20 protein-coding genes and 2 riboswitches are annotated in these 19,819 nt (G+C 71.7%); of the genes, 15 read left to right on the forward strand and 5 right to left on the reverse strand.

Translation table 11 applies throughout. From position 1 onward, the window contains the following. Positions 1-14 precede the first annotated feature (14 nt). Complete coding sequence (gcvH, locus tag DDJ31_RS26600; RefSeq protein ID WP_127177849.1) at positions 15-392, reverse strand: glycine cleavage system protein GcvH; 378 nt, start codon at positions 390-392, stop codon at positions 15-17. Between the two features lie 178 nt (positions 393-570). Next, positions 571-1,689: a glycine cleavage system aminomethyltransferase GcvT gene (gene gcvT / locus DDJ31_RS26605; RefSeq protein WP_127177848.1), complete on the reverse strand. Its 1,119-nt coding sequence runs from the start codon at positions 1,687-1,689 to the stop codon at positions 571-573. Positions 1,690-1,758: 69 nt separating this feature from the next. Next, a riboswitch (glycine riboswitch) is annotated at positions 1,759-1,866 on the reverse strand. Next, positions 1,867-1,979: riboswitch (glycine riboswitch) on the reverse strand. 173 nt (positions 1,980-2,152) lie between these two features. Here gcvT and DDJ31_RS26610 point away from each other — a divergent pair. The 10 genes from DDJ31_RS26610 to DDJ31_RS26655 all read left to right on the forward strand — a co-directional run bounded on the left by DDJ31_RS26610 (position 2,153) and on the right by DDJ31_RS26655 (position 13,536). Next, complete coding sequence (locus DDJ31_RS26610; protein ID WP_164785111.1) at positions 2,153-2,857, forward strand: AAA family ATPase; 705 nt, start codon at positions 2,153-2,155, stop codon at positions 2,855-2,857. A 40-nt stretch (positions 2,858-2,897) separates the two neighbouring features. Then, the gene (locus DDJ31_RS26615; protein ID WP_127177846.1) at positions 2,898-3,689 is read left to right on the forward strand and encodes an enhanced serine sensitivity protein SseB; all 792 of its coding nucleotides are present in this window, start codon (positions 2,898-2,900) and stop codon (positions 3,687-3,689) included. Between the two features lie 93 nt (positions 3,690-3,782). Continuing rightward, positions 3,783-4,583 (forward strand): enhanced serine sensitivity protein SseB C-terminal domain-containing protein, encoded by an 801-nt coding sequence (locus DDJ31_RS26620; RefSeq protein ID WP_127177845.1) that lies wholly within the window; start codon positions 3,783-3,785, stop codon positions 4,581-4,583. A 291-nt stretch (positions 4,584-4,874) separates the two neighbouring features. After that, positions 4,875-5,882 (forward strand): ABC transporter permease, encoded by a 1,008-nt coding sequence (locus tag DDJ31_RS26625; protein WP_127177844.1) that lies wholly within the window; start codon positions 4,875-4,877, stop codon positions 5,880-5,882. A gap of 70 nt (positions 5,883-5,952) precedes the next feature. Continuing rightward, positions 5,953-7,746 carry an ABC transporter substrate-binding protein gene (locus tag DDJ31_RS26630; RefSeq protein ID WP_127177843.1) on the forward strand — a complete coding sequence of 598 codons (1,794 nt, stop codon included), beginning with the start codon at positions 5,953-5,955 and terminating at the stop codon, positions 7,744-7,746. A 110-nt stretch (positions 7,747-7,856) separates the two neighbouring features. After that, the gene (locus tag DDJ31_RS26635) at positions 7,857-8,855 is read left to right on the forward strand and encodes an ABC transporter permease (protein ID WP_127177842.1); all 999 of its coding nucleotides are present in this window, start codon (positions 7,857-7,859) and stop codon (positions 8,853-8,855) included. Continuing rightward, a complete protein-coding gene (locus DDJ31_RS26640) occupies positions 8,852-9,949 on the forward strand; it encodes an ABC transporter ATP-binding protein (RefSeq protein WP_127177841.1) in 1,098 nt (365 codons plus the stop codon). The genes DDJ31_RS26635 and DDJ31_RS26640 overlap by 4 nt, the downstream gene beginning before the upstream one ends. 23 nt (positions 9,950-9,972) lie before the next feature. Then, positions 9,973-11,295: an ABC transporter ATP-binding protein gene (locus tag DDJ31_RS26645; RefSeq protein WP_240678070.1), complete on the forward strand. Its 1,323-nt coding sequence runs from the start codon at positions 9,973-9,975 to the stop codon at positions 11,293-11,295. Positions 11,296-11,391: 96 nt separating this feature from the next. After that, a complete protein-coding gene (locus DDJ31_RS26650) occupies positions 11,392-12,783 on the forward strand; it encodes a M1 family metallopeptidase (RefSeq protein ID WP_127177840.1) in 1,392 nt (463 codons plus the stop codon). Positions 12,784-12,879: 96 nt separating this feature from the next. Continuing rightward, complete coding sequence (locus DDJ31_RS26655; protein ID WP_127177839.1) at positions 12,880-13,536, forward strand: trimeric intracellular cation channel family protein; 657 nt, start codon at positions 12,880-12,882, stop codon at positions 13,534-13,536. On the opposite strand, the gene DDJ31_RS26660 is transcribed toward DDJ31_RS26655, so the two are convergent. After that, entirely contained in the window at positions 13,445-14,665 is a 1,221-nt protein-coding gene (locus DDJ31_RS26660) for an alpha/beta hydrolase (protein ID WP_127177838.1), read from the reverse strand. The genes DDJ31_RS26655 and DDJ31_RS26660 overlap by 92 nt on opposite strands. Positions 14,666-14,913: 248 nt before the next feature. On the opposite strand from DDJ31_RS26660, the gene DDJ31_RS26665 reads away from it, so the two are divergent. Next, on the forward strand, positions 14,914-15,774 hold the full coding sequence (locus DDJ31_RS26665) for a thioesterase family protein (protein WP_127177837.1): 861 nt from the start codon (positions 14,914-14,916) through the stop codon (positions 15,772-15,774). Here the strand turns inward: DDJ31_RS26665 and DDJ31_RS26670 are convergent. Then, positions 15,761-16,348, reverse strand: coding sequence for a TIGR03086 family metal-binding protein (locus DDJ31_RS26670; protein WP_127177836.1), 588 nt, complete (start codon positions 16,346-16,348; stop codon positions 15,761-15,763). The genes DDJ31_RS26665 and DDJ31_RS26670 overlap by 14 nt on opposite strands. 307 nt (positions 16,349-16,655) lie before the next feature. Between DDJ31_RS26670 and DDJ31_RS26675 the strand changes: the two genes are divergently transcribed. After that, positions 16,656-17,027, forward strand: a complete 372-nt coding sequence (locus DDJ31_RS26675) for a hypothetical protein (RefSeq protein WP_127177835.1) — start codon at positions 16,656-16,658, stop codon at positions 17,025-17,027. A 61-nt stretch (positions 17,028-17,088) separates the two neighbouring features. Here the strand turns inward: DDJ31_RS26675 and DDJ31_RS26680 are convergent, their stop codons facing one another. Then, the gene (locus DDJ31_RS26680) at positions 17,089-17,715 is read right to left on the reverse strand and encodes a TetR family transcriptional regulator (protein WP_127177834.1); all 627 of its coding nucleotides are present in this window, start codon (positions 17,713-17,715) and stop codon (positions 17,089-17,091) included. Between the two features lie 143 nt (positions 17,716-17,858). Here DDJ31_RS26680 and DDJ31_RS26685 point away from each other — a divergent pair, with 143 nt between their 5' ends. From DDJ31_RS26685 to DDJ31_RS26695, 3 genes are all read left to right on the forward strand, one after another. Beyond that, positions 17,859-18,038: a hypothetical protein gene (locus DDJ31_RS26685; RefSeq protein WP_127177833.1), complete on the forward strand. Its 180-nt coding sequence runs from the start codon at positions 17,859-17,861 to the stop codon at positions 18,036-18,038. Between the two features lie 97 nt (positions 18,039-18,135). After that, positions 18,136-18,405 carry a DUF4190 domain-containing protein gene (locus DDJ31_RS26690; RefSeq protein WP_127177832.1) on the forward strand — a complete coding sequence of 90 codons (270 nt, stop codon included), beginning with the start codon at positions 18,136-18,138 and terminating at the stop codon, positions 18,403-18,405. Between the two features lie 86 nt (positions 18,406-18,491). Continuing rightward, positions 18,492-19,655, forward strand: a complete 1,164-nt coding sequence (locus tag DDJ31_RS26695) for a cysteine desulfurase family protein (protein ID WP_127177831.1) — start codon at positions 18,492-18,494, stop codon at positions 19,653-19,655. Positions 19,656-19,819 lie beyond the last annotated feature (164 nt).

The following is a 19,819-nucleotide window of genomic DNA, read 5'->3' on the forward strand; positions in this document are numbered from 1 at the left end:
CGTGTCGCTCCTTCTCAGCCGGCGGTGAACGCGGCGTACTCGTCGGCGGAGAGCAGGTCGCCCGGCTCCTCGGAGACGCGGACCTTGAAGAGCCAGCCACCCTCGAAGGGCTCCGAGTTGACCAGCGACGGGTCGTTCTGGACGTCCTCGTTGACCTCGGTGACCTCACCCGAGACGGGGGAGTACAGCTCGCTGACCGACTTGGTCGACTCCAGCTCGCCGCAGGTCTCGCCCGCGGTCACCGCCGATCCGGTGCCCGGGAGGTCCGCGTAGACGACGTCGCCGAGGGCGTTCGCCGCGAACTCCGTGATGCCGACCGTCGCGACGCCGTCCTCGGCGACCGACAGCCACTCGTGCTCCTTGCTGAACCGCAGGTTCTGGGGGTTGCTCATGGCCTGAATTCTCCTGTACGCGGTGATGTGGTGGTGAAGGGGGCGTGCCGGGAGCGGCACGGAGGAAGCGCTGAGGGGGCGGGCGGGCGCTTCCGGACGGCGGCTCCCGCGCGGGCGTGCCGTCGCCCCGGCGGCCGGGGCGGGCTCCGCCGGGACCGGACGGCTCCCGCCGGTCCCGTTACTTCTGGCGCTTGTAGAACGGCAGCGCCACGACCTCGTACGGCTCGTGGGTACCCCGGATGTCCACACCGACCCCCGGCGTGCCCGGCGTCGCGTGCGCCGCGTCGACGTACGCCATCGCGATCGGCTTGCCCAGCGTGGGGGAGGGGGTGCCGGAGGTGACCTCGCCGACCACCTCGCCGCCGGCGACGACCTGGTACCCGGCGCGCGGGACCCGGCGGCCCTCGGCGATCAGGCCGACCAGCACCCGGGGTGCCCGCGACGCGGCCCGGTCGGCGGCCTCGCGCAGCGCCTCGCGGCCCACGAAGTCGCCCTCCTTCTCGAACTTCACCACCCGGCCGAGCCCGGCGTCGAAGGGGGTGAGCGACGTCGACAGCTCGTGCCCGTACAGCGGCATGCCCGCCTCGAGGCGCAGCGTGTCCCGGCAGGACAGGCCGCAGGGGACCAGGCCGACGCCCTCGCCCGCCTTGGTCAGCGCCTGCCACAGCTCCACGGCGTGCTCGGGGCGCACGAACAGCTCGAAGCCGTCCTCGCCGGTGTAGCCGGTGCGGGCGATCAGCGCGGGGACGCCCGCGACGGTGCCGGGCAGTCCCGCGTAGTACTTCAGGCCGTCCAGGTCGGCGTCGGTGAGCGAGGCCAGGATGCCGGAGGACTCCGGGCCCTGGACGGCGAGCAGCGCGTAGGCGTCCCGGTCGTCGCGGACCTCGGCGTCGAACCCGGCGGCCCGGTCCGTCAGCGCGTCCAGCACGGTCTGCGCGTTGGAGGCGTTGGCCACGACCAGGTACTCGTGCTCGGCGAGCCGGTAGACGATCAGGTCGTCGAGGATGCCGCCGTCGGTCCGGCAGATCATGGTGTAGCGGGCGCGGCCGACGCCCACCGACGCGATGTTCCCGACCAGGGCGAAGTTCAGCAGGGCGGCGGCGTCGGGGCCGGTCACCGTGATCTCGCCCATGTGGGAGAGGTCGAAGAGGCCGGCCTTCGCGCGCACGGCCAGGTGCTCGTCGCGCTCGGAGCCGTAGCGCAGCGGCATGTCCCAGCCGGCGAAGTCGGTCATCGTGGCACCGAGCGAGCGGTGCAGGGCGTCCAGCGCGGTATGGCGGAGTTCGGTACTGCTCATCGGACGGTTGTCTCCCAGGGCGATGGGGACCCCGCGCGCGGAGCCGGGCACGGGGGGAGGAGAGGTCGTTCCTCCCCATCTGTCATCGGAACCTGAGAGGTTCGCCGTGAACACGTCGTGATCACGGCTTGCACCTTGGGTGGAGCCACCGGTCAGCGGCTCGCTTTTCAGATGTGCCTCGCCCGCGCGGTACGGGGCCTGAGAGATTCAAGGGAGGGACTTGCTCCTTCGGCGCCCCGGGCGACGCGCTTCCATCGAAGCGCCGCCGGGGACTCTCCCGCGCGGATTCAAGCGGCCGGTATGCAGTTGGCGGGCACATCATCGCACGCCGCGTCGCGGCACGGCAGGCCCCCTCTGTAACGGGGCTGTGGCACGACGATGACAGAAAAGCGAGACACCGCACATTACCTTCTCTTTACACTCTGAGGGGATGGGGAATCCGTAGGGGCCCCAGGGGAGGACGATCACGGTGAACAGGACCACGGCGTACGCCACGACGTCGGCCGTCGCGTTGCCCGAGCAGCCCGCGGGCCCGGCCCGCACGGCCTGCCGGGACCGCCGGGCACCGGTGGTCCGCGATCTGCGCGACCGCTCGGGCCGCAGCCCGCACGCCCTGCTCTTCGGCCCCCACGACCTGGTCGTCGTCACGGGACTGCCCGGCAGCGGCAAGTCCACGCTGATGCGCAGGGCGGTGCGCGGCCCGCGCGTCGACTCGCAGGACACCCGCGACACCTGGGACGGCCGGCTCGGCCACCGGCTGCCCTACGCGGTCTACCGCCCGCTGGTCAGGCTCGCCCACTACGCGGGCCTGGCGCGGGCCCTGCGCGGCGGCGACGGCGTCGTCGTGCACGACTGCGGCACCCAGTCCTGGGTGCGCGGCTGGCTGGCCCGCGCCGCCAGACGGCGCGGCGGCACCCTGCACCTGCTGCTGCTCGACGTCACCCCCGACACCGCCCTCGACGGCATGCGCGAGCGCGGCCGGGGCGTCTCCCGGTACGCGTTCCTGCGCCACCGGGGCGCCGCCGCCCGGCTGATCCGCGCCGTCGAGCGCGGCGATCTGCCCCCCGGGGTGGGTTCCGCGGTCCTGCTCGACCGGGACGCGGCGGACGTGCTGCGCGGGATCGGCTTCACCGGCAGGTCCCGACCGCCCGCCCACCGGTTAGCCTGAGCCACCCACCAGTGGTACTCAGCAGGCGGTCGGTACAGAGATGGACTTCCCGGCGGAACTTCCCGCGGACTTTCCCCAGCAGGCACACCCCCAGCCGCACGGCGGCTGGCCGGGCAACGAACTGGAGGAGGTGCTCTCCGCGTCGTTCGGCGTTCCCACGGCAGGCGGCCGGATCGTCGAGGTGCTGGCCCGCAGCTTCCTCTGGATCCCGCTGCCCAACGGCGGCGGCCCCGACAGCGTCCCCCTCGATCTGCCCACCCTGGAGATCGAGGGCCAGGCGTACGTCCCGGTCTTCAGCTCCGAGGAGCAGTTCCGGCACGTCGTCGGCTCGCACATGTCGTTCACCATCGCGCCGGCCGTCGAGTTCGCCCGCGGCCTGCCCCCGCAGGTCGGGGTCGCGGTGAACCCGGACGGCACGGTCGGCGTCCCGCTGCCGCCCGCCGCCGTCGCCGAGCTGTGCCGGGCCGGCCACTCCTCGCCCGCCGGACCCGCCACCGGCGGCCGGGTGCGCCTGTTCGAACCCGACTGGCAGCACGACCCGGTCGACTTCCTCAACGCGGCCGCCGCCGAGTTCGCGACGACCGGCGTGGTCCGCACCGCCCGCCGCTGCCTCGCCGAGGTCGAGACGGCCCCGCCGGTGATGTTCGTGGGCGTCGAACTCACCCACTGGGAGGGCGACATCCACGCCCTGCCCACCCAGGCCCTCGGCCGGGCGATGGGCCTGGCCGCGCCCCCCTGGCCGGTCAACCTGGTCCTGCTCGACGTCACCGACGACCCGGTCGCCGGCTGGCTCCGCGACCACGTACGGCCCTTCTACCAGAGGGCGTTCTGAGCCCGCGGCCGTCCCGCACGGGCGACCGCCGCGGGCCCCTGGGCGCTTAAGCTGGTTCCATACTCCGGGCAACCTCCAGAAGGGGCGGTACAGGTGAGCGCCAGCGGCACCGCGGCGGCCGGACAGGTCGAGCACATGCTGCGCCAGGTGACCCCAGGGCGCTACGACGCCTACGAGGCCCTGCTGCGCGCCCTGGCGATGCCCTCCTCCGGCCAGATCTGGATGCTCCTGTGGCACGGTCAGGCCGGCTCCCCCGACGCCCAGTACGGGAACATGGAGGTCGAGGGGCACGGCTACGCGCCCTGCGTGACCTCCGCCCAGGAGCTGTCCGCCAGTGGCTGGAACCGCTCCTACGAAGTGGTCGACGGGCTCGACGTGGCGCGCACGCTCTACCCCGACCACTTCGGCCTCTGGCTCAACCCGCACGCGCCGGGCGGCGGCCTCGGCATCCCCTGGCTCGATCTGCGCCGTATCGCCACCGGCCTCGAGCGCCAGCCCGCCGGGCCGCTGCGGCTCTCCGAACCCGGCATCGAGGTGCCGCAGTTCTACGCCCTGCTCGCGCAGAACGCCCACCGCACCCCGGCCGTGCGCTCGTTGCGCCGCGCCTGGGTGCAGCCGGCCCTCGGGGCGCCGTATCTGGCCATCGGGCTCGACGTCTACGACACCTCGCCGCCGGCCGTCGACTCGGTGCGGGCGATGATGCAGCAGTCGATCGGCGCGGTCCCTGACGGGCTGCCGGTGTCGACGGTCGCGATGACCGACGAGAACGATCCGGTGGCGATGTGGATGCGGGCGAGCGCGCGTCCGTTCTACGACCGCGAGGCGCACGCCGCTCCCGGCGGCCACGCGCCGTCGGCCGGCTACGGCTACCCACCGGCGCACGGCGGTTACTGAGACGGTGCGAGCGGTTCTGCGCGCGTAGATGCAGCCGGAAGATCGACAAATGTCCGGTATTTAGGAATTCAGACCTGTCCGGCCCCCGTTACCCGCCGTCCGGATAACGGAACCCCCCTAACCGCATCACGTTTACGCATCCATTCACCGTCAACCCTGGCAGCAGATCGCCAAAGCGTTGAAGACTCCCGCACCAGGGGCCTTGTGCCTCGTGAGTACGACGGACTGAATCACGCCGCTACAGCGGCAAGTGCGGGCCGGCTACCGCCGGTTGAGAGGGGTCCCTGCCAGATGACGGCACCATTGCACGAGCCGACCGCGGAAGCGGCCCCGAGCGCGGCCGAGGAAGCGGCGGTCGCCACCACCGGGGTGACGGCCGTACAGGGGCGTTCCCTGGGGCGGATCGCCTGGGAGCGGCTCAAGCGGGACAAGCTCGCCCTCACCGGCGGCGTCGTCGTCCTCGTGCTCATCCTGCTGGCGCTGCTGGCCCCGGTGATCACGCACCTGGTCGGCCAGGACCCGGACGCCTACAACGAGAGCCTGATCGACCCCCTGTTCGGCACCCCGAAGGGTTCCCTGGGCGGCATCAGCGGCGACCACCTGCTCGGCGTCGAGCCGGTCAACGGCCGCGACATCTTCGCCCGCGTCCTCTACGGCGCCCGCGTCTCGCTCCTGGTCGGCTTCCTGTCCGCCATGGTCGCGGTGTTCCTCGGCACGATCCTCGGCATCCTCGCCGGATTCTTCGGCGGCTGGGTCGACTCGGTCATCAGCCGCGTGATGGACGGCCTGCTGGCCTTCCCGCAGCTGCTGTTCACGATCGCCCTGGTCTCCGTCATGCCGAACGCGATGCTGGGCCTCACCGGCTCGAACGTGCGCGTCTTCGTGATGATCCTGGTCATCGGGTTCTTCGGCTGGCCCTACATCGGGCGCGTGGTGCGCGGCCAGACCATCTCGATGCGCGAGCGCGAGTACGTCGAGGCCGCCCGCTCGCTGGGCGCCGGACGCCTGTACATCCTGTTCAAGGAGCTGCTGCCGAACCTCGTCGCCCCCATCGTCGTGTACACGACGATGATGATCCCGACGAACATCCTCACCGAGGCCGCGCTCAGCTTCCTCGGCGTGGGGGTCAAGCCGCCCACGTCCTCCTGGGGACAGATGCTCTCCAGCGCGATCGACTACTACGAGTCCGACCCCATGTACATGGTGGTCCCGGGTGTGGCGATCTTCATCACCGTCCTTGCCTTCAACCTCTTCGGCGACGGCGTGCGGGACGCGCTCGACCCGAAGGCGTCCCGCTGAAATCGCCGCACTCCAAGCGTCCCGTGGCTCCAACACGGGGTCTCTCATCTAATCCGGAGGATCCGAGATCGTGACTACCCAACGCACCCCAGGGCGGCGCAAGCAGGCGTTTGCCGCCGCTGCCGCGGTCGCCGCGCTGCTGACCACGGCGGCGTGCGGCGGCGGCGATGACGACAACGGCGGTTCGAAGAACGGCGCGGCCGGCTTCGACGCCGCCAACAACAAGGTCGCCCAGGCCTCCGAGGCCAAGAAGGGCGGCACGCTGAAGTTCGGTGGCGCCCAGGACGCCGACTCGTGGGACACCACGCGCGGCTACTACGGCTTCATGTGGAACTTCGCGCGCTACTACTCGCGCCAGCTCGTCACGAACAAGACCGAGGCCGGCAAGCCCGGCGCGGAGATCACCCCGGACCTCGCCTCGGGTCTCGCCAAGGTCACCGACGACGGCAAGACCTACACGTACACGCTGCGCGACGGTGTGACGTGGGAGGACGGCAAGCCGATCACGTCCAAGGACGTCAAGTACGGCATCGAGCGCGTCTGGGCCCAGGACGTCCTGTCCGGCGGCCCGACGTACCTGAAGGACTTCCTCGACCCCAAGGGCGAGTACAAGGGTCCCTACAAGGACACGTCCAAGGACAAGCTCGGTCTGAAGGCGATCGACACGCCCGACGACAAGACGATCGTCTTCCACCTGCCCGAGGCCAACTCGGACTTCGAGGAGGTGCTCGCCCTGGTCTCGGCCTCCCCGGTCCGCCAGGACAAGGACACCAAGTCGAAGTACAGCCTGCACCCGTTCTCCTCCGGTCCGTACAAGTTCGAGGCGTACAGCCCCGGCAAGAACCTGACCCTGGTGCGCAACCCGGAGTGGAAGCAGGCGTCGGACCCGGTCCGCAAGGCCTACCCGGACAAGATCACCGTCCAGTTCTTCTCGGACGCCAACCAGCTCGACCAGCGCCTGCTCAACGGTGACCTGGACCTGGACATCAACCAGACCGGCATGTCGCCGCAGGGCCGCACCACCGCCCTGAAGGAGCACAAGGCCAACCTGGACAACCCGGTCTCCGGCTACGTCCGTTACGCCGTCTTCCCGCAGAGCGTGAAGCCGTTCGACAACATCGAGTGCCGCAAGGCCGTCATCTACGGCGCCGACCACGTCTCGCTGCAGACCGCGCGCGGCGGCCCGGTCGCCGGTGGCGACATCGGCACCAACATGCTCCCGCCGTCCGTCCCGGGCGCCGAGGGCCAGAAGTACGACCCGTACGAGATCGCCGGTGCCAACAAGACCGGTAACGCCGACGAGGCCAAGAAGGCCCTGAAGGCGTGCGGCAAGCCGAACGGCTTCTCCACCACGATCGCGGTGCGCAACAACAAGCCGGTCGAGGTCGCCACGGCGCAGTCGCTCCAGGCGTCGCTGAAGAAGGTCGGCATCAACGCCCAGATCGACCAGTACGACGGTTCGCAGACGGCCGGCATCATCGGCTCCCCGTCGAACGTCAAGAAGAAGAACTACGGCATCATCATCATGGGCTGGGGCCCGGACTTCCCGTCCGTCCAGGGCTACGGTCTGCCCCTGTGGGACAGCAAGTACATCCTCGACAGCGGTAACAACAACTACGCGCTGATCAAGGACAAGGCGATCGACGGTCTCTTCGACACCTACGTCAAGACCCTCGACGACGCCGGCAAGACCAAGATCTCGACCGAGATCAACCACAAGGTCATGGAGGGCGCGTACTACCTGCCCTTCACCTTCGAGAAGTTCATCAACTGGCGCTCGGACAACCTGGCGAACGTGTACACGTCGAACGGCTACAGCGGCATGTACGACTTCGTCAACCTCGGTCTGAAGTCCGCGAAGTAATCCCGGCACACCCGCCGTACGGCACGAAAGGCAGGTGAAGGCCGGCGCGGCGGATCCGCGGGCCACCGGAAGACCTCCGGTGGCCCGCGGTCCGCAGCGGGCCGTTAGCTGTGCTCGCTTACCTCATCAGGCGGTTGTTCGCCGCCGCAGTGATGCTCGTGGTCATCGTCATGGTGGTCTTCGGCATCTTCTTCCTCGTCCCGAAGTGGGCGGGCGTCGACATCGCCGCGAGCTTCGTGGGCAAGCAGGCCGACCCTGCCGCCGTCGAGGCGGTCCGGGAGAAGCTCGGACTGAGTGACCCGATCTACCACCAGGTCTGGGAGTTCTTCAAGGGCATCTTCGTCGGACGCACCTACTCGGGCGGCGGCGACGTCACCGAGTGTGCCGCGCCCTGCTTCGGCTACTCCTTCCGCAGCGAGCAGGCCGTCTGGCCGGTGCTCACCGACCGCTTCCCGGTGACCCTGGGTCTCGCGCTCGGTGCCGCCGTGCTGTGGCTGGTCCTCGGCCTCGCGGCGGGTGTGCTCTCCGCGCTCAAGCGCGGCACCTTCTGGGACCGCGGCGCCATGGTCGTCGCCCTGGCGGGTGTCTCCCTCCCCATCTACTTCACCGGTCTGCTCAGCCTCGCGATCTTCGCGTTCGGGCTGCACTGGCTGGACGCCCAATACGTGCCCCTCGACCAGAGCTTCGGCGGCTACCTCGGCGGCATGATCCTGCCCTGGATCACCCTCGCGTTCCTGTACGCGGCGATGTACGCCCGGATCACCCGCGCCACCATGCTGGAGATCCTCGGCGAGGACTACATCCGCACCGCGCGCGCGAAGGGGCTCAAGGAGCAGGTCGTCATCGGCAAGCACGCCATGCGCTCCACGATGACGCCCATCCTGACCATGCTCGGCATGGACCTCGGCGCCCTCATCGGCGGCGCCATCCTGACGGAGTCGACGTTCAACCTGCCCGGCCTCGGCCGCGCGGTCCTCGACGCCATCAAGACCCAGGACCTGCCGATCATCCTGGGCGTCACCCTCATCACTTCTCTCGCGGTGCTGCTCGCCAACCTCGTGGTCGACATCCTGTACGCCGTGATCGACCCCCGAGTGAGGCTCACATGAGCGACCTGAGCAAGAGCGGCGCGGCCGTGGGCGAGCCCACCGGGGCCTCGCCCGCGCCGACGGCCTTCCTCGAGGTGCGCGACCTCAAGGTGCACTTCCCGACCGACGACGGCCTCGTGAAGTCCGTCGACGGACTCAGCTTCCAGCTGGAGAAGGGCAAGACCCTCGGCATCGTGGGCGAGTCGGGTTCCGGCAAGTCGGTGACCTCGCTCGGCATCATGGGCCTGCACACCGCCGGCCAGTACGGCAAGCGCAAGGCCCAGCTGTCCGGCGAGATCTGGCTGGACGGCACCGAGCTGCTGTCGGCCGACCCGGACCACGTGCGCAAGCTGCGCGGCCGCGAGATGTCCATGATCTTCCAGGACCCGCTGTCCGCGCTGCACCCGTACTACACGATCGGCCACCAGATCGTGGAGGCCTACCGGGTCCACCACGACGTCGACAAGAAGACCGCCAAGCGGCGCGCGGTCGAGATGCTCGACCGGGTCGGCATCCCGCAGCCCGACAAGCGGGTGGACAACTACCCGCACGAGTTCTCCGGCGGCATGCGCCAGCGCGCGATGATCGCCATGTCGCTGGTCAACAACCCCGAGCTGCTGATCGCGGACGAGCCGACGACCGCCCTGGACGTGACCGTCCAGGCGCAGATCCTGGACCTGATCAGGGACCTGCAGAAGGAGTTCGGCTCCGCGGTCATCGTCATCACCCACGACCTGGGCGTCGTCGCCGAACTCGCCGACGACATCCTGGTGATGTACGGCGGACGGTGCATCGAGCGCGGCCCCGCCGAGAAGGTGTTCTACGAGCCGAGGCACCCCTACACCTGGGGTCTGCTCGGCTCGATGCCGCGGCTCGACCGCGAACAGCAGGAGCGCCTGATCCCGGTGAAGGGCTCGCCGCCCTCGCTGATCAACGTTCCGTCGGGCTGCGCGTTCAACCCGCGCTGCCCCTACGCCGACATCCCGAAGGACAACGTCACCCGCACGGTCCGCCCCGAGCTGACCGAGGTCGACACCCGGCACTGGGCCGCCTGCCACATGACGCAGGAGCAGCGGGAGCGTATCTGGACCGAAGAGATTGCGCCGAAGCTGTGAGCGAGAAATCCAAGGACACGGCAGTGACCATTCCCGCCCAGGGTGACGGCGCGAGGACGGCCGACGACCCCGAGATCCTGCTGAAGGTGACCGGGCTCCAGAAGCACTTCCCGATCAAGAAGGGCCTGCTCCAGCGGCAGGTCGGGGCGGTGCACGCGGTCGACGGCATCGACTTCGAGGTCCGCGCGGGCGAGACGCTCGGCGTCGTGGGCGAGTCCGGCTGCGGCAAGTCGACGATGGGCCGGCTGATCACCCGGCTGCTCGAACCGACCGGCGGCACGGTCGAGTTCCAGGGCAAGGACATCACGCACCTCGGCATGGGCGGCATGCGCCCGCTGCGCCGCGACGTGCAGATGATCTTCCAGGACCCGTACTCGTCGCTGAACCCGCGCCACACCATCGGCACCATCGTGGGCGCCCCCTTCAAGCTGCAGAACGTCACCCCCGAGGGCGGTCTGAAGAAGGAGGTCCAGCGGCTGCTGTCGGTGGTCGGCCTCAACCCCGAGCACTACAACCGCTACCCGCACGAGTTCTCCGGCGGCCAGCGCCAGCGCATCGGCATCGCCCGCGCGCTCGCGCTCAACCCGAAGCTGGTCGTGGCGGACGAGCCGGTCTCCGCGCTCGACGTGTCGATCCAGGCGCAGGTCGTCAACCTGCTGGACGACCTCCAGCAGGAGCTGGGCCTGACGTACGTGATCATCGCGCACGACCTCTCGGTGGTCAGGCACGTCTCGGACCGGATCGCGGTGATGTACCTCGGCAAGATCGTGGAGCTGGCCGACCGCGAGTCGCTGTACAAGGCGCCGATGCACCCGTACACCAAGGCGCTGATGTCGGCGGTGCCGATCCCCGACCCGCGCCGCAAGGACGCCAAGAGCGAGCGCATCCTGCTCCGCGGCGACGTGCCCTCGCCGATCTCGCCGCCCAGCGGCTGCCGCTTCCACACCCGGTGCTGGAAGGCGACGGAGATCTGCAAGACGACCGAGCCGCCGCTGCTTGAGCTGCGTCCCGGTCAGCGGGTGGCCTGCCACCACCCGGAGAACTTCGAGGACCAGGCCCCGCAGGACACTGTGCTGCTGACGGTGGCGAAGGAGGCGGCCGAGCTGGTCGCCGACGAGGTGCTCGCGGAGTCGGCGGAGACGTCGGCGGCGGTCGCGGCCGAGGTCTCGGGCGCGACGACGGCTGAGACGACGGCGACGACGGCCGGGACGACGACGACGACGGACGCCTCAGGCGCGGAGGCCGGCACCGCGTCGACCGCGCCCGCGTCCACCGGCACCCCGGCGCCCGGCACCCCGGCGACCGGCACCGAGCCGGCCGCGGGTCAGGAGCCGACCGACAAGTAGCGCATGATGGCTTGGCAAAGTCATGTACATGTCTGAACGGGAGAGTTCAGAGTCGTCCGTGCCCGCATGATCGGTCACGCTCGAAAGGGACGACTCATGGAACTCTCCCGTTCGGCACGTCGGGGAGCCGTCGCGGTCGCGGCGGCTTCCTTCTTCGCCATCGCGGCCGCCCCGGCCCCCGCCCCCGGCGCCCCCGGCATCGGCGACCCCTACTTCCCCGAGCTGGGCAACGGCGGCTTCGACGCCCGCCACTACGCCCTCGACATCGCCTACGACCCGGACACCGACCGCCTCGACGGCCGCACCACGCTCACCGCCCGCGCCACCCGGAACCTCTCCTCCTTCGACCTCGACCTCCAGAAGCTCGACGTCACCGGCGTCCAGGTCGACGGCAGACGGGCCGCGTTCACCCGGCAGGGCGACGAACTGCGCGTCACCCCGCGCGCCTTCCTGCGCGAGGGCCGCGACTTCGACGTCACCGTCACCTACGGCGGGACACCCGAACCGCTGAACGGCCCCATCGTCTTCGGCTCCGACTACGGCTGGATGAAGACCCCCGACGGCGTCTTCGTCGCCTGCGAGCCCAACGCGGCCTCCACCTGGTTCCCGTCCAGCGACCACCCCTCCGACAAGGCCACCTACGACATCCGCATCAAGGCGCCCCGCGGCCTGACCGGAGTCTCCAACGGGCGGCTGGTGTCCACGCGCGACAAGGGCGGCTCCACGTACACCCACTGGCGCGAGTCGCGGCCCATGGCCAGCTACCTCGCCACCGCCACCATCGGGAAGTTCGACGTCAGGACCGGCCGGACACCCGGCGGCACCCCGATCTACGTGGCGATCGACCCGGTCCTCGCCGACAGCAACAGCGTCGACGTGTACGCCGTGACCGCCGCCGCCACCGACTACTGGTCGACGCTGTTCGGGCCCTACCCCTTCGAGGAGACCGGCGCGATCGTCGACGACATGCCGGAGGCCGGCTTCTCCCTCGAAGTGCAGTCGAAACCGGCCTACTCGGCGGTGCGCAGCGAGACGACGATCGTCCACGAACTGGCCCACCAGTGGTTCGGCGACTCCGTGTCGGTGGCCCACTGGAAGGACATCTGGCTCAACGAGGGCTTCGCCACCTACGCGCAGTGGCTGTGGGGCGAGCACCAGGGCACCCGCACCGCGCACGACGCGTTCCTGGCCGGCTACGGCTCCCGCCCCGCGGACAGCGCCTTCTGGCAGACCCTCCCCGGCGACCCCCAGCGCGACACCATGTTCGCCTCCGCCGTCTACCAGCGCGGCGCGATGACCCTCCAGATGCTGCGCGAACGCATCGGCGACAGGGCCTTCTTCGCGCTGCTGCCCGCCTGGACGAAGCTGCACCGCTACGGCAACGCGGACACCGCCGACTTCGTGCGGCTGGCCGAGAAGGTCTCAGGACAGCGGCTGGACGACCTCTTCGACACCTGGCTGTTCACGGCGGGCAAGCCCGCCCTGTAGCCCCTCGGCTACGAAAGTCGGGAAAGCCGGGCCGACGGGCCGCCGGGATTCCCGCCCCCGAACGGTCCGTTCCGGTTCCCGGGTGAGAATACGGGGGTGCTCCCGCAACTCTTCAATCCCTCCGTCCAGCACACCCTCGACCTCGTCGGGATCTTCGTGTTCGCCATCTCCGGCGCGCTGCTGGCGGTCCGCAAGAACTTCGACGTGTTCGGCATCGCCGTCCTCGCCGAGGTCACCGCGCTGGGCGGGGGACTCTTCCGCGACCTGGTCATCGGGGCCGTGCCGCCGGCCGCCTTCACCGACCTCGGCTACTTCCTCACCCCGCTGCTCGCCGCCCTCCTGGTCTTCTTCCTGCACCCCCATGTGGAGCGCATCCAGGCCGGGGTGAACGTCTTCGACGCGGCGGGCCTCGGCCTGTTCTGCGTCGCCGGGACGACGAAGGCGTACGAGTACGGGCTCAGCCTCACCTCGTCCGCGGTCCTCGGCCTGGCCACCGCCGTCGGCGGGGGTGTGCTGCGGGACGTGCTCGCCAACGAGGTGCCGTCGCTGCTGCGCTGGGACCGCGACCTCTACGCGGTCCCGGCGATCGTCGGCGCCACCATGGCCGTCCTGTGCATCCGTTACGACGTGCTCACCCCGCTCACCGGCGGCTTCGCGGCCGTCACCGCCTTCGCCCTGCGCCTGCTCGCGATGCGGTACCACTGGCGAGCGCCGCGTGCGTGGAACCGCCGCTCGACGGTGCGCGAGGAGTAGCGCCGCCGGCCGCCCGGCGCCCGCCCATCTGCTGGGTGAGCCACTGGAACGACGGCACCACCTGCGGCCGCCACAGCGCCATGGTGTGCCCGCCTGCGCTCTTCGGGACGTACACCACGTGCACGGTCGTCGGCGCCTTCGCGCTCTGCGCCAGGGCCACGGCGGCCTCGTAGCCGTCGTGCGGCTGGCCGGAGAGGTAGAGCGCGATGCGGGGCGGCGCGGCGGCCCCGCGCAGCAGCAGGTAGGGGTTGTTGGCCGCGCGCAGCGCGGGCGTCTGGGCGGCGAGCGAGGCGCGTTCGCCGATCGGGTCGTTGTAGCCGGACATGCTGACGGCGGCCAGATAGCGGTCCGGGTGCGCGATCGCCAGCTTGGTGGCGCAGTGGCCGCCCGCCGAGTACCCGGACACCGCCCACCCCCTGGGCGCGGGCTCGGCGCGGAAGGTGTCGAGGACCATGCGCGGCACGTCGACGCTGAGCCAGCTGTCGGCGTCGACCGTGCCGGGGATGTTGGCGCAGCCGGTGTCCACGCCTGCCAGCAGGTTGGTGCGCGGCGCGACCAGGATGAACGGCGTGATCCGGCCGTCGCGCATCAGCGGGGCGAGCTGCCGGGTGGCGTCCATCGACCCGAACCACGCCTTCGCCGAGCCGGGGTAGCCGGGCAGCAGCTCCACGACGGGGAACGCGTGGTGCCGGTAGGCCGGTTCGTCGTACTGGGGCGGCAGCCAGACGTAGACCTCGGCGTCGACCCCGGAGACGCGGCCCTTCAGCTGGGTGACGCGGACACCGGCCATGCCTGGACCGGTCGCGGGGGTGAAGGTCTGGCGCACCTTGGGCAGCCGTTCCAGCGCTATCCCGCCGGTGCCGTCGGCGCCCAGATCGGCGGCCCGCCGCACGTGGTCGCCGGTGCCGAGCAGGTCGGCCCAGTTGTCGTAGAGGCTGTTGGCGTTGTTGACCAGGACGAAGACCAGGGCGACCGCGGTGCCCTGGGCGAACAGCAGCATCAGTGTCCGGGCCGCGGCTCGCAGGGTCCTGGGGCCGCGCAGGCGGGACCAGAGGCCGAGGGGGAGGGCGAGTGCGATCGCGAACAGCACGATCAGCAGGTAGAGGAACGGAGTCCCGGTGAGGCTCATGTCCCGGTAGAGGGGGACGCGGAGGGCCCGGTTTCGGGCGGGTGGGGACACTTACCAAGAAATTGCCGGTCCCTCACCGAGGTCGAACCCCGCGCGGCGCACGGGCCCTGGGGGTCCCGCAGGTCCCGGGGGCCGCACGGGGCTCGGGGCCGCCCGGGTCTCAGGGGCGCGCGGCTCCCGGCCTGACAGGGCACGGGCCGCACGGGTGAAAGCTACCGCTTAGTAATGCCTTGTTGTACGGTTCGGGCATGTCAGACGCAGCTTCCGCGCCCGCCGTCCGGGCCGCGATCGGCGACAGCGAGTTCGACCGGGACACCGCCCTCGTCCCGCGCGGGCCCGGTGTCCACGACATCGACCTCTCGGCCGGCTGGACCATCATGAACGCCGTCAACGGCGGCTACCTCCTCGCCGTCATCGGCCGCGCCCTCGGACAGACGCTGCCGCACGCCGACCCGTTCACGATCTCCGCGCACTACCTCACCGCGTCCCGCCCGGGGCCGGCCGTCGTGCGCACCGAGACCGTCCGCACCGGCCGCACCCTCTCCACCGGCCAGGCCTCCCTCGTCCAGTACGACGACGACGGCACCGAGGTCGAGCGCATCCGCGTCCTCGCCTCCTACGGCGACCTCGACGCCCTCCCCGACGACGTCCGCACCACCGCCGAGCCCCCGGCGATGCCGCCGCTCGAACAGTGCGTCGGCGCCGAGGACGGACCCGCGCCCGGCTCCGTCAGCTCGCCCATCGCCGACCGGCTGCGGCTCAGGCTCGACCCCTCGACGCTCGGCTGGGCGGTCGGCGCCCCCTCGGGCCGGGGCGAGATGCGGGCCTGGTTCGCGCTCGCCGACGGCCGGGACGCCGACCCGCTCTCGCTGCTGCTCGCGGTGGACGCGCTGCCGCCCACCGCGTTCGAGATCGGCCTGTCCGGCTGGGTCCCGACGGTCGAGATGACCGTCCACGTCCGCCGCCGCCCCGCGCCGGGACCGCTGCGGGTCTCCATCACCACCCGCAACCTCGCCGGCGGCTTCCTGGAGGAGGACGCCGAGGTCTGGGACAGCGACGACCGGCTGGTCGCGCAGTCCCGCCAGCTCGCCCGGGTCAGGCTCGGCTGACCGGCTCCCGGCCGAGCCAGGCCGCCAACCGGCCGTAGACGTCGGCCCCTTCGGGGGCCGGCCGGGCCGACGCGAACGGCAGGCCCGAGCCCTCACGGTCCTCCGGCAGCATCTGCCGCGCCGACGCGAGCGCGAACTCGCCCACCACCGGGTCGAGTTCGACCGGGTGGCCGAGGGCGTCGGACAAGTCCCAGGTGTGCGCGACCAGTTCCATCACATACCCGGGCAGCGCCTCCCGGCCAGGCACCTCACCCCACGGCGCCCGCACCGGCGCCGCCATCCGCTCGTCGCTCTCCCAGGCCCGCAGCACCCGCACCCTGACCTCGTCGAAGGCGGCGGGCCAGCCGTCGTCGGGCACCCCCTCGGCGAGCGCCCGCACCCCGCCGCCGTCGCCGTTCTCGCCGACCACCGCGATCCTGAGGGTGCCGCCGACGATGTGCGCGAGCAGCGTCCGGACGTCGAACTCGGCGCAGGCCGTGGGACCGGCGAGCACCTCGGGCGTCACCGCCTTGATCACCGCGGCGGTCTGCTCGGTGGCGCGGGCGTAGAGCGGTCGGGGGTCGATGGCGTCCATGGCGGGCCTTCCTGTCCGGGGGTGCGTCGCCTGTGAGGTTCCCCCACGGGAGGTGACGGTATCCGCGGAGGGTGCCGCGAACGGCGGTCGCAGTGAGGTGAGTTGGGCCCGCGTGGGCGGACGTCCTGTCACGGAGCTGTACCGGTCGGCGGGCCGGTGCGGGCGTGAAGTGCCTGGTCGCAGACGGCACTTGAAGGTCCCTTTGCCTCGCTGACAGGCCGCCCACAGAGCAGCCCCAACGCCCGCCTAAGCGCCGTTGGTTGAGTGCCGGTCTAAGCCCCCCTCATCGTCCCTGGAGCTGTTCCTCATGAAGCGTGCGCGTCTCCTTTCCGCCGTGGCCCTGCTGGCGCTCTCGCCCCTGGCCCTGGCGGCCTGCGGCTCGGGCGACTCGTCGTCCTCGTCGAGCGGAGGCGGCTCCGGGCAGGGGCAGTCCTGCGCGCCGCCCTCCGGCATGCCGACCGGCAACGCCTCCGCCCGGCCCAGCGGCGCCCCCTCGGGCGCCCCCACCGGCGATGCCTCCGCCCGGCCGAGCGGTGCCCCCTCGGGCATGCCGTCCGGCGGTCCGGGCGGCGGCGAGGGGGGTCCCGGCGGGCAGGGCGGCGGCTGCGGCGGCCCCGGCGGCGGTCAGGGCGGTGCCGCGCCGAGCGGGGCCCCCAGCAGGCAGGCCACGGCGAACTGACGCCGGGGCGGGGGCGGTTGGCCCGCCGCCCGGGGGAGGGCCGCCCCGCCGCCGGTCCCGGTCAGTCCAGCCAGTGGGCGCGTCCGGTGCTGATCAGCCGCAGCTGCCGGGCCGCGAGGCGGGCCACCCGCTCGCGCTCCCCGGGCGCGTCCCGCGGGGTCTCCAGGAAGAGGGAGGCCGTGCTGAGCATCTGGTCCACGTAGAGGTGGGCCAGCATCAGCAGGTCGTCGTCGCTCCAGCCCGCCGCGTGCGGGTCCTTGGCCAGCTCCGCCTTCACCTCCCCGGCGAACCGGGCCAGTTGCTCCCCGATCGCCTCCCGCACCGGCTGCACCCCGCCGTGCCGCTCGCGCGCGACGAAGCGGACGTGCGCGGGATGGGCGTCCACATGGCCGGCGATCAGGGCGACCGCGCGGGCGATGCGGCGGTCGCTGTCGTCGTCGGGCGAGACCGTCGTCCCGATCATCGGGTGCAGGCTGTCGAGGGCCTCCTCGACCAGCGCCACCCCGAGGTCGGCGGTGGAGCGGAAGTGCCGGTAGAAGGCGGTCGGGGCGACCCCGGCGGCCCGGGTGACCTCGCGCAGCCCCAGGCTGCTCAGGCTCTGCTCCGCCAGCAGTCCGAGCGCCGCGTCCAGGAGCGCCTGCCGGGTCCTCCGCTTCTGGGCCTGCCGGACGCCGAGCGTGTGACTCATGTCATCCAGTTAACAACTGTTCTCCCTCTTGGGGAAGTGACCCGCGCGCTAGACTGGGTAGTCAGTGAACAACTGTTACCGCATTCGTTCACCGACATGACACGAGAGACGCCCGAGGCGTCTCGGAGGGGGTACTCCTTCCCATGCTGTTCCTCGTCGCCGCTCTCCTCCTGCTGGGCATCGTCATGGGCACCGTCGCCCACGCGCCCGTCCCCGTCAGCCTGGCCGCCGCCGCCGTCATCGGCGTCTGGCTCGTCGTCTTCGCGGTCCGCGAACGCCACGGCCGCCGCCGTGCCGCGTCGACCTCGACGACGGCGCGCTGACCCGCGGTCCCCAGGGGCCCGCAGGTCGCCCCGGCTGGACCCGCCGCGCGCACCGACCGTTCCCATCCCACCCCCGACCGTCGGGAGCTGATCCGTCATGCACCTCACCGCACCCGCCGCCGGCCGCCGGGCCGGCGCCCGTGACGCCGACGGCATGGCCGTCGCGTCCTTCGTCCTCGGCCTGCTCGGCCTGCTGGTCCTCAATGTCTTCCTCGGCCCGATCGCCATCGCGCTGGCCGGCGTCGCCCTCTGGCGCGGCACCGCCCGCCGGGGCCGCGCCCTGCTCGGCCTCGGCCTCGGCGTGGCCGACCTGCTGGTCCTGGTCGCCGCCATGCAGTGGAGCGACACCGTCTCCTGGAGCCTGTGACCCGCACCGGCCGCCCCGCGGACGACGGGGCGCCGCCGACCTGCCCCACGGACCGGCCGGTGCGGCGCCGTAGACTCGGGCCCACCATGGCTTACCTCGACCACGCCGCGACCACCCCGATGCTCCCCGAGGCCGTCGAGGCCCTCACGGCGCACCTGGGCACCACCGGCAACGCCTCCTCCCTCCACGCCTCCGGCCGCGGGGCCCGCCGCACCGTCGAGGAGTCCCGCGAGACGCTGGCGGAGGCGCTCGGCGCCCGCCCCAGCGAGATCGTCTTCACCTCCGGCGGCACCGAGGCCGACAACCTCGCCGTCAAGGGCCTGTACTGGTCCCGCAGGGACGCCGACCCGGCCCGCACCCGCGTTCTGTCGAGCCCCGTCGAGCACCACGCGGTCCTCGACGCCGTGCACTGGCTCGGCGAGCACGAGGGCGCCACCGTCGAGTACCTGCCGGTCGACCGCCACGGCCGGGTCCACCCGGACGCGCTGCGCGAGGCCATCACCCGCAACCCCGACGACGTCGCCCTGGCCACCGTGATGTGGGCCAACAACGAGATCGGCACCATCCTGCCGGTCCGTGAACTCGCCTACGTCGCCGCCGAGTTCGGCGTCCCGCTGCACGCGGACGCGGTCCAGGCGTTCGGCCAGGTCCCGGTCGACTTCGCCGCCTCGGGGCTCGCCGCGATGACCGTCTCCGCGCACAAGGTGGGCGGCCCCTACGGCATCGGCGCGCTGCTGCTGGGCCGCGAGCACACCCCCGTCCCCGTCCTGCACGGCGGCGGCCAGGAACGGCATGTGCGCTCCGGCACCCTGGACGTCCCGGCGGTCGCTTCCTTCGCGGTGGCCGGCCGGCTCGCCGCCGAGCGGCGCGCGTGGTTCGCCCGCGAGATCGGGGCCCTGCGCGACAGCCTCGTCGAGGCGGTCAGGGGCGCGGTGCCCGACGCGATCCTCGGCGGGGACCCGGCCCACCGGCTCCCCGCCAACGCCCACTTCACCTTCCCCGGCTGCGAGGGCGACTCGCTGCTGCTGCTGCTCGACGCCCAGGGCATCGAGTGCTCCACCGGCTCCGCCTGCACCGCGGGCGTCGCCCAGCCGAGCCACGTCCTGCTGGCCACCGGCACCGATCCCGACCTGGCCCGCGGCACCCTGCGCTTCTCCCTGGGCCACACCTCGACCCCGGCCGACGTCGAGGCCGTGGGCAAGGCGATCGGCCCGGCGGTGGAACGCGCCCGCGCCGCGGGCCTGACCTGACGGGCCCTGGCTCTCCGTCGCCATCAAGGGCGCCATCATGAAGTCGGAGGTGTCGTACCGGCCGATGGTGGGGACGGAGCCGGCAGCGGGCCAGGACCGCCGTGCGATCACCCTGGAAGCGCCGGGCTCTTGCTAGCTGGGCGAATTGCGGTGCCGCTGCTCAC

It is taken from the genome of Streptomyces griseoviridis, from assembly GCF_005222485.1.
Taxonomy (GTDB): Bacteria; Actinomycetota; Actinomycetes; order Streptomycetales; family Streptomycetaceae; genus Streptomyces; species Streptomyces hintoniae.

Coding starts and splice junctions, on each gene's coding strand:
- gcvH (WP_127177849.1), bottom strand. CDS start 392: ATGAGCAACCCCCAGAACCTGCGGTTCAGCAAGGAGCACGAGTGGCTG.
- gcvT (WP_127177848.1), bottom strand. CDS start 1,689: ATGAGCAGTACCGAACTCCGCCATACCGCGCTGGACGCCCTGCACCGC.
- DDJ31_RS26615 (WP_127177846.1), top strand. CDS start 2,898: ATGGACTTCCCGGCGGAACTTCCCGCGGACTTTCCCCAGCAGGCACAC.
- DDJ31_RS26625 (WP_127177844.1), top strand. CDS start 4,875: ATGACGGCACCATTGCACGAGCCGACCGCGGAAGCGGCCCCGAGCGCG.
- DDJ31_RS26640 (WP_127177841.1), top strand. CDS start 8,852: ATGAGCGACCTGAGCAAGAGCGGCGCGGCCGTGGGCGAGCCCACCGGG.
- DDJ31_RS26650 (WP_127177840.1), top strand. CDS start 11,392: ATGGAACTCTCCCGTTCGGCACGTCGGGGAGCCGTCGCGGTCGCGGCG.
- DDJ31_RS26660 (WP_127177838.1), bottom strand. CDS start 14,665: ATGAGCCTCACCGGGACTCCGTTCCTCTACCTGCTGATCGTGCTGTTC.
- DDJ31_RS26665 (WP_127177837.1), top strand. CDS start 14,914: ATGTCAGACGCAGCTTCCGCGCCCGCCGTCCGGGCCGCGATCGGCGAC.
- DDJ31_RS26670 (WP_127177836.1), bottom strand. CDS start 16,348: ATGGACGCCATCGACCCCCGACCGCTCTACGCCCGCGCCACCGAGCAG.
- DDJ31_RS26675 (WP_127177835.1), top strand. CDS start 16,656: ATGAAGCGTGCGCGTCTCCTTTCCGCCGTGGCCCTGCTGGCGCTCTCG.
- DDJ31_RS26680 (WP_127177834.1), bottom strand. CDS start 17,715: ATGAGTCACACGCTCGGCGTCCGGCAGGCCCAGAAGCGGAGGACCCGG.
- DDJ31_RS26685 (WP_127177833.1), top strand. CDS start 17,859: ATGCTGTTCCTCGTCGCCGCTCTCCTCCTGCTGGGCATCGTCATGGGC.
- DDJ31_RS26690 (WP_127177832.1), top strand. CDS start 18,136: ATGCACCTCACCGCACCCGCCGCCGGCCGCCGGGCCGGCGCCCGTGAC.
- DDJ31_RS26695 (WP_127177831.1), top strand. CDS start 18,492: ATGGCTTACCTCGACCACGCCGCGACCACCCCGATGCTCCCCGAGGCC.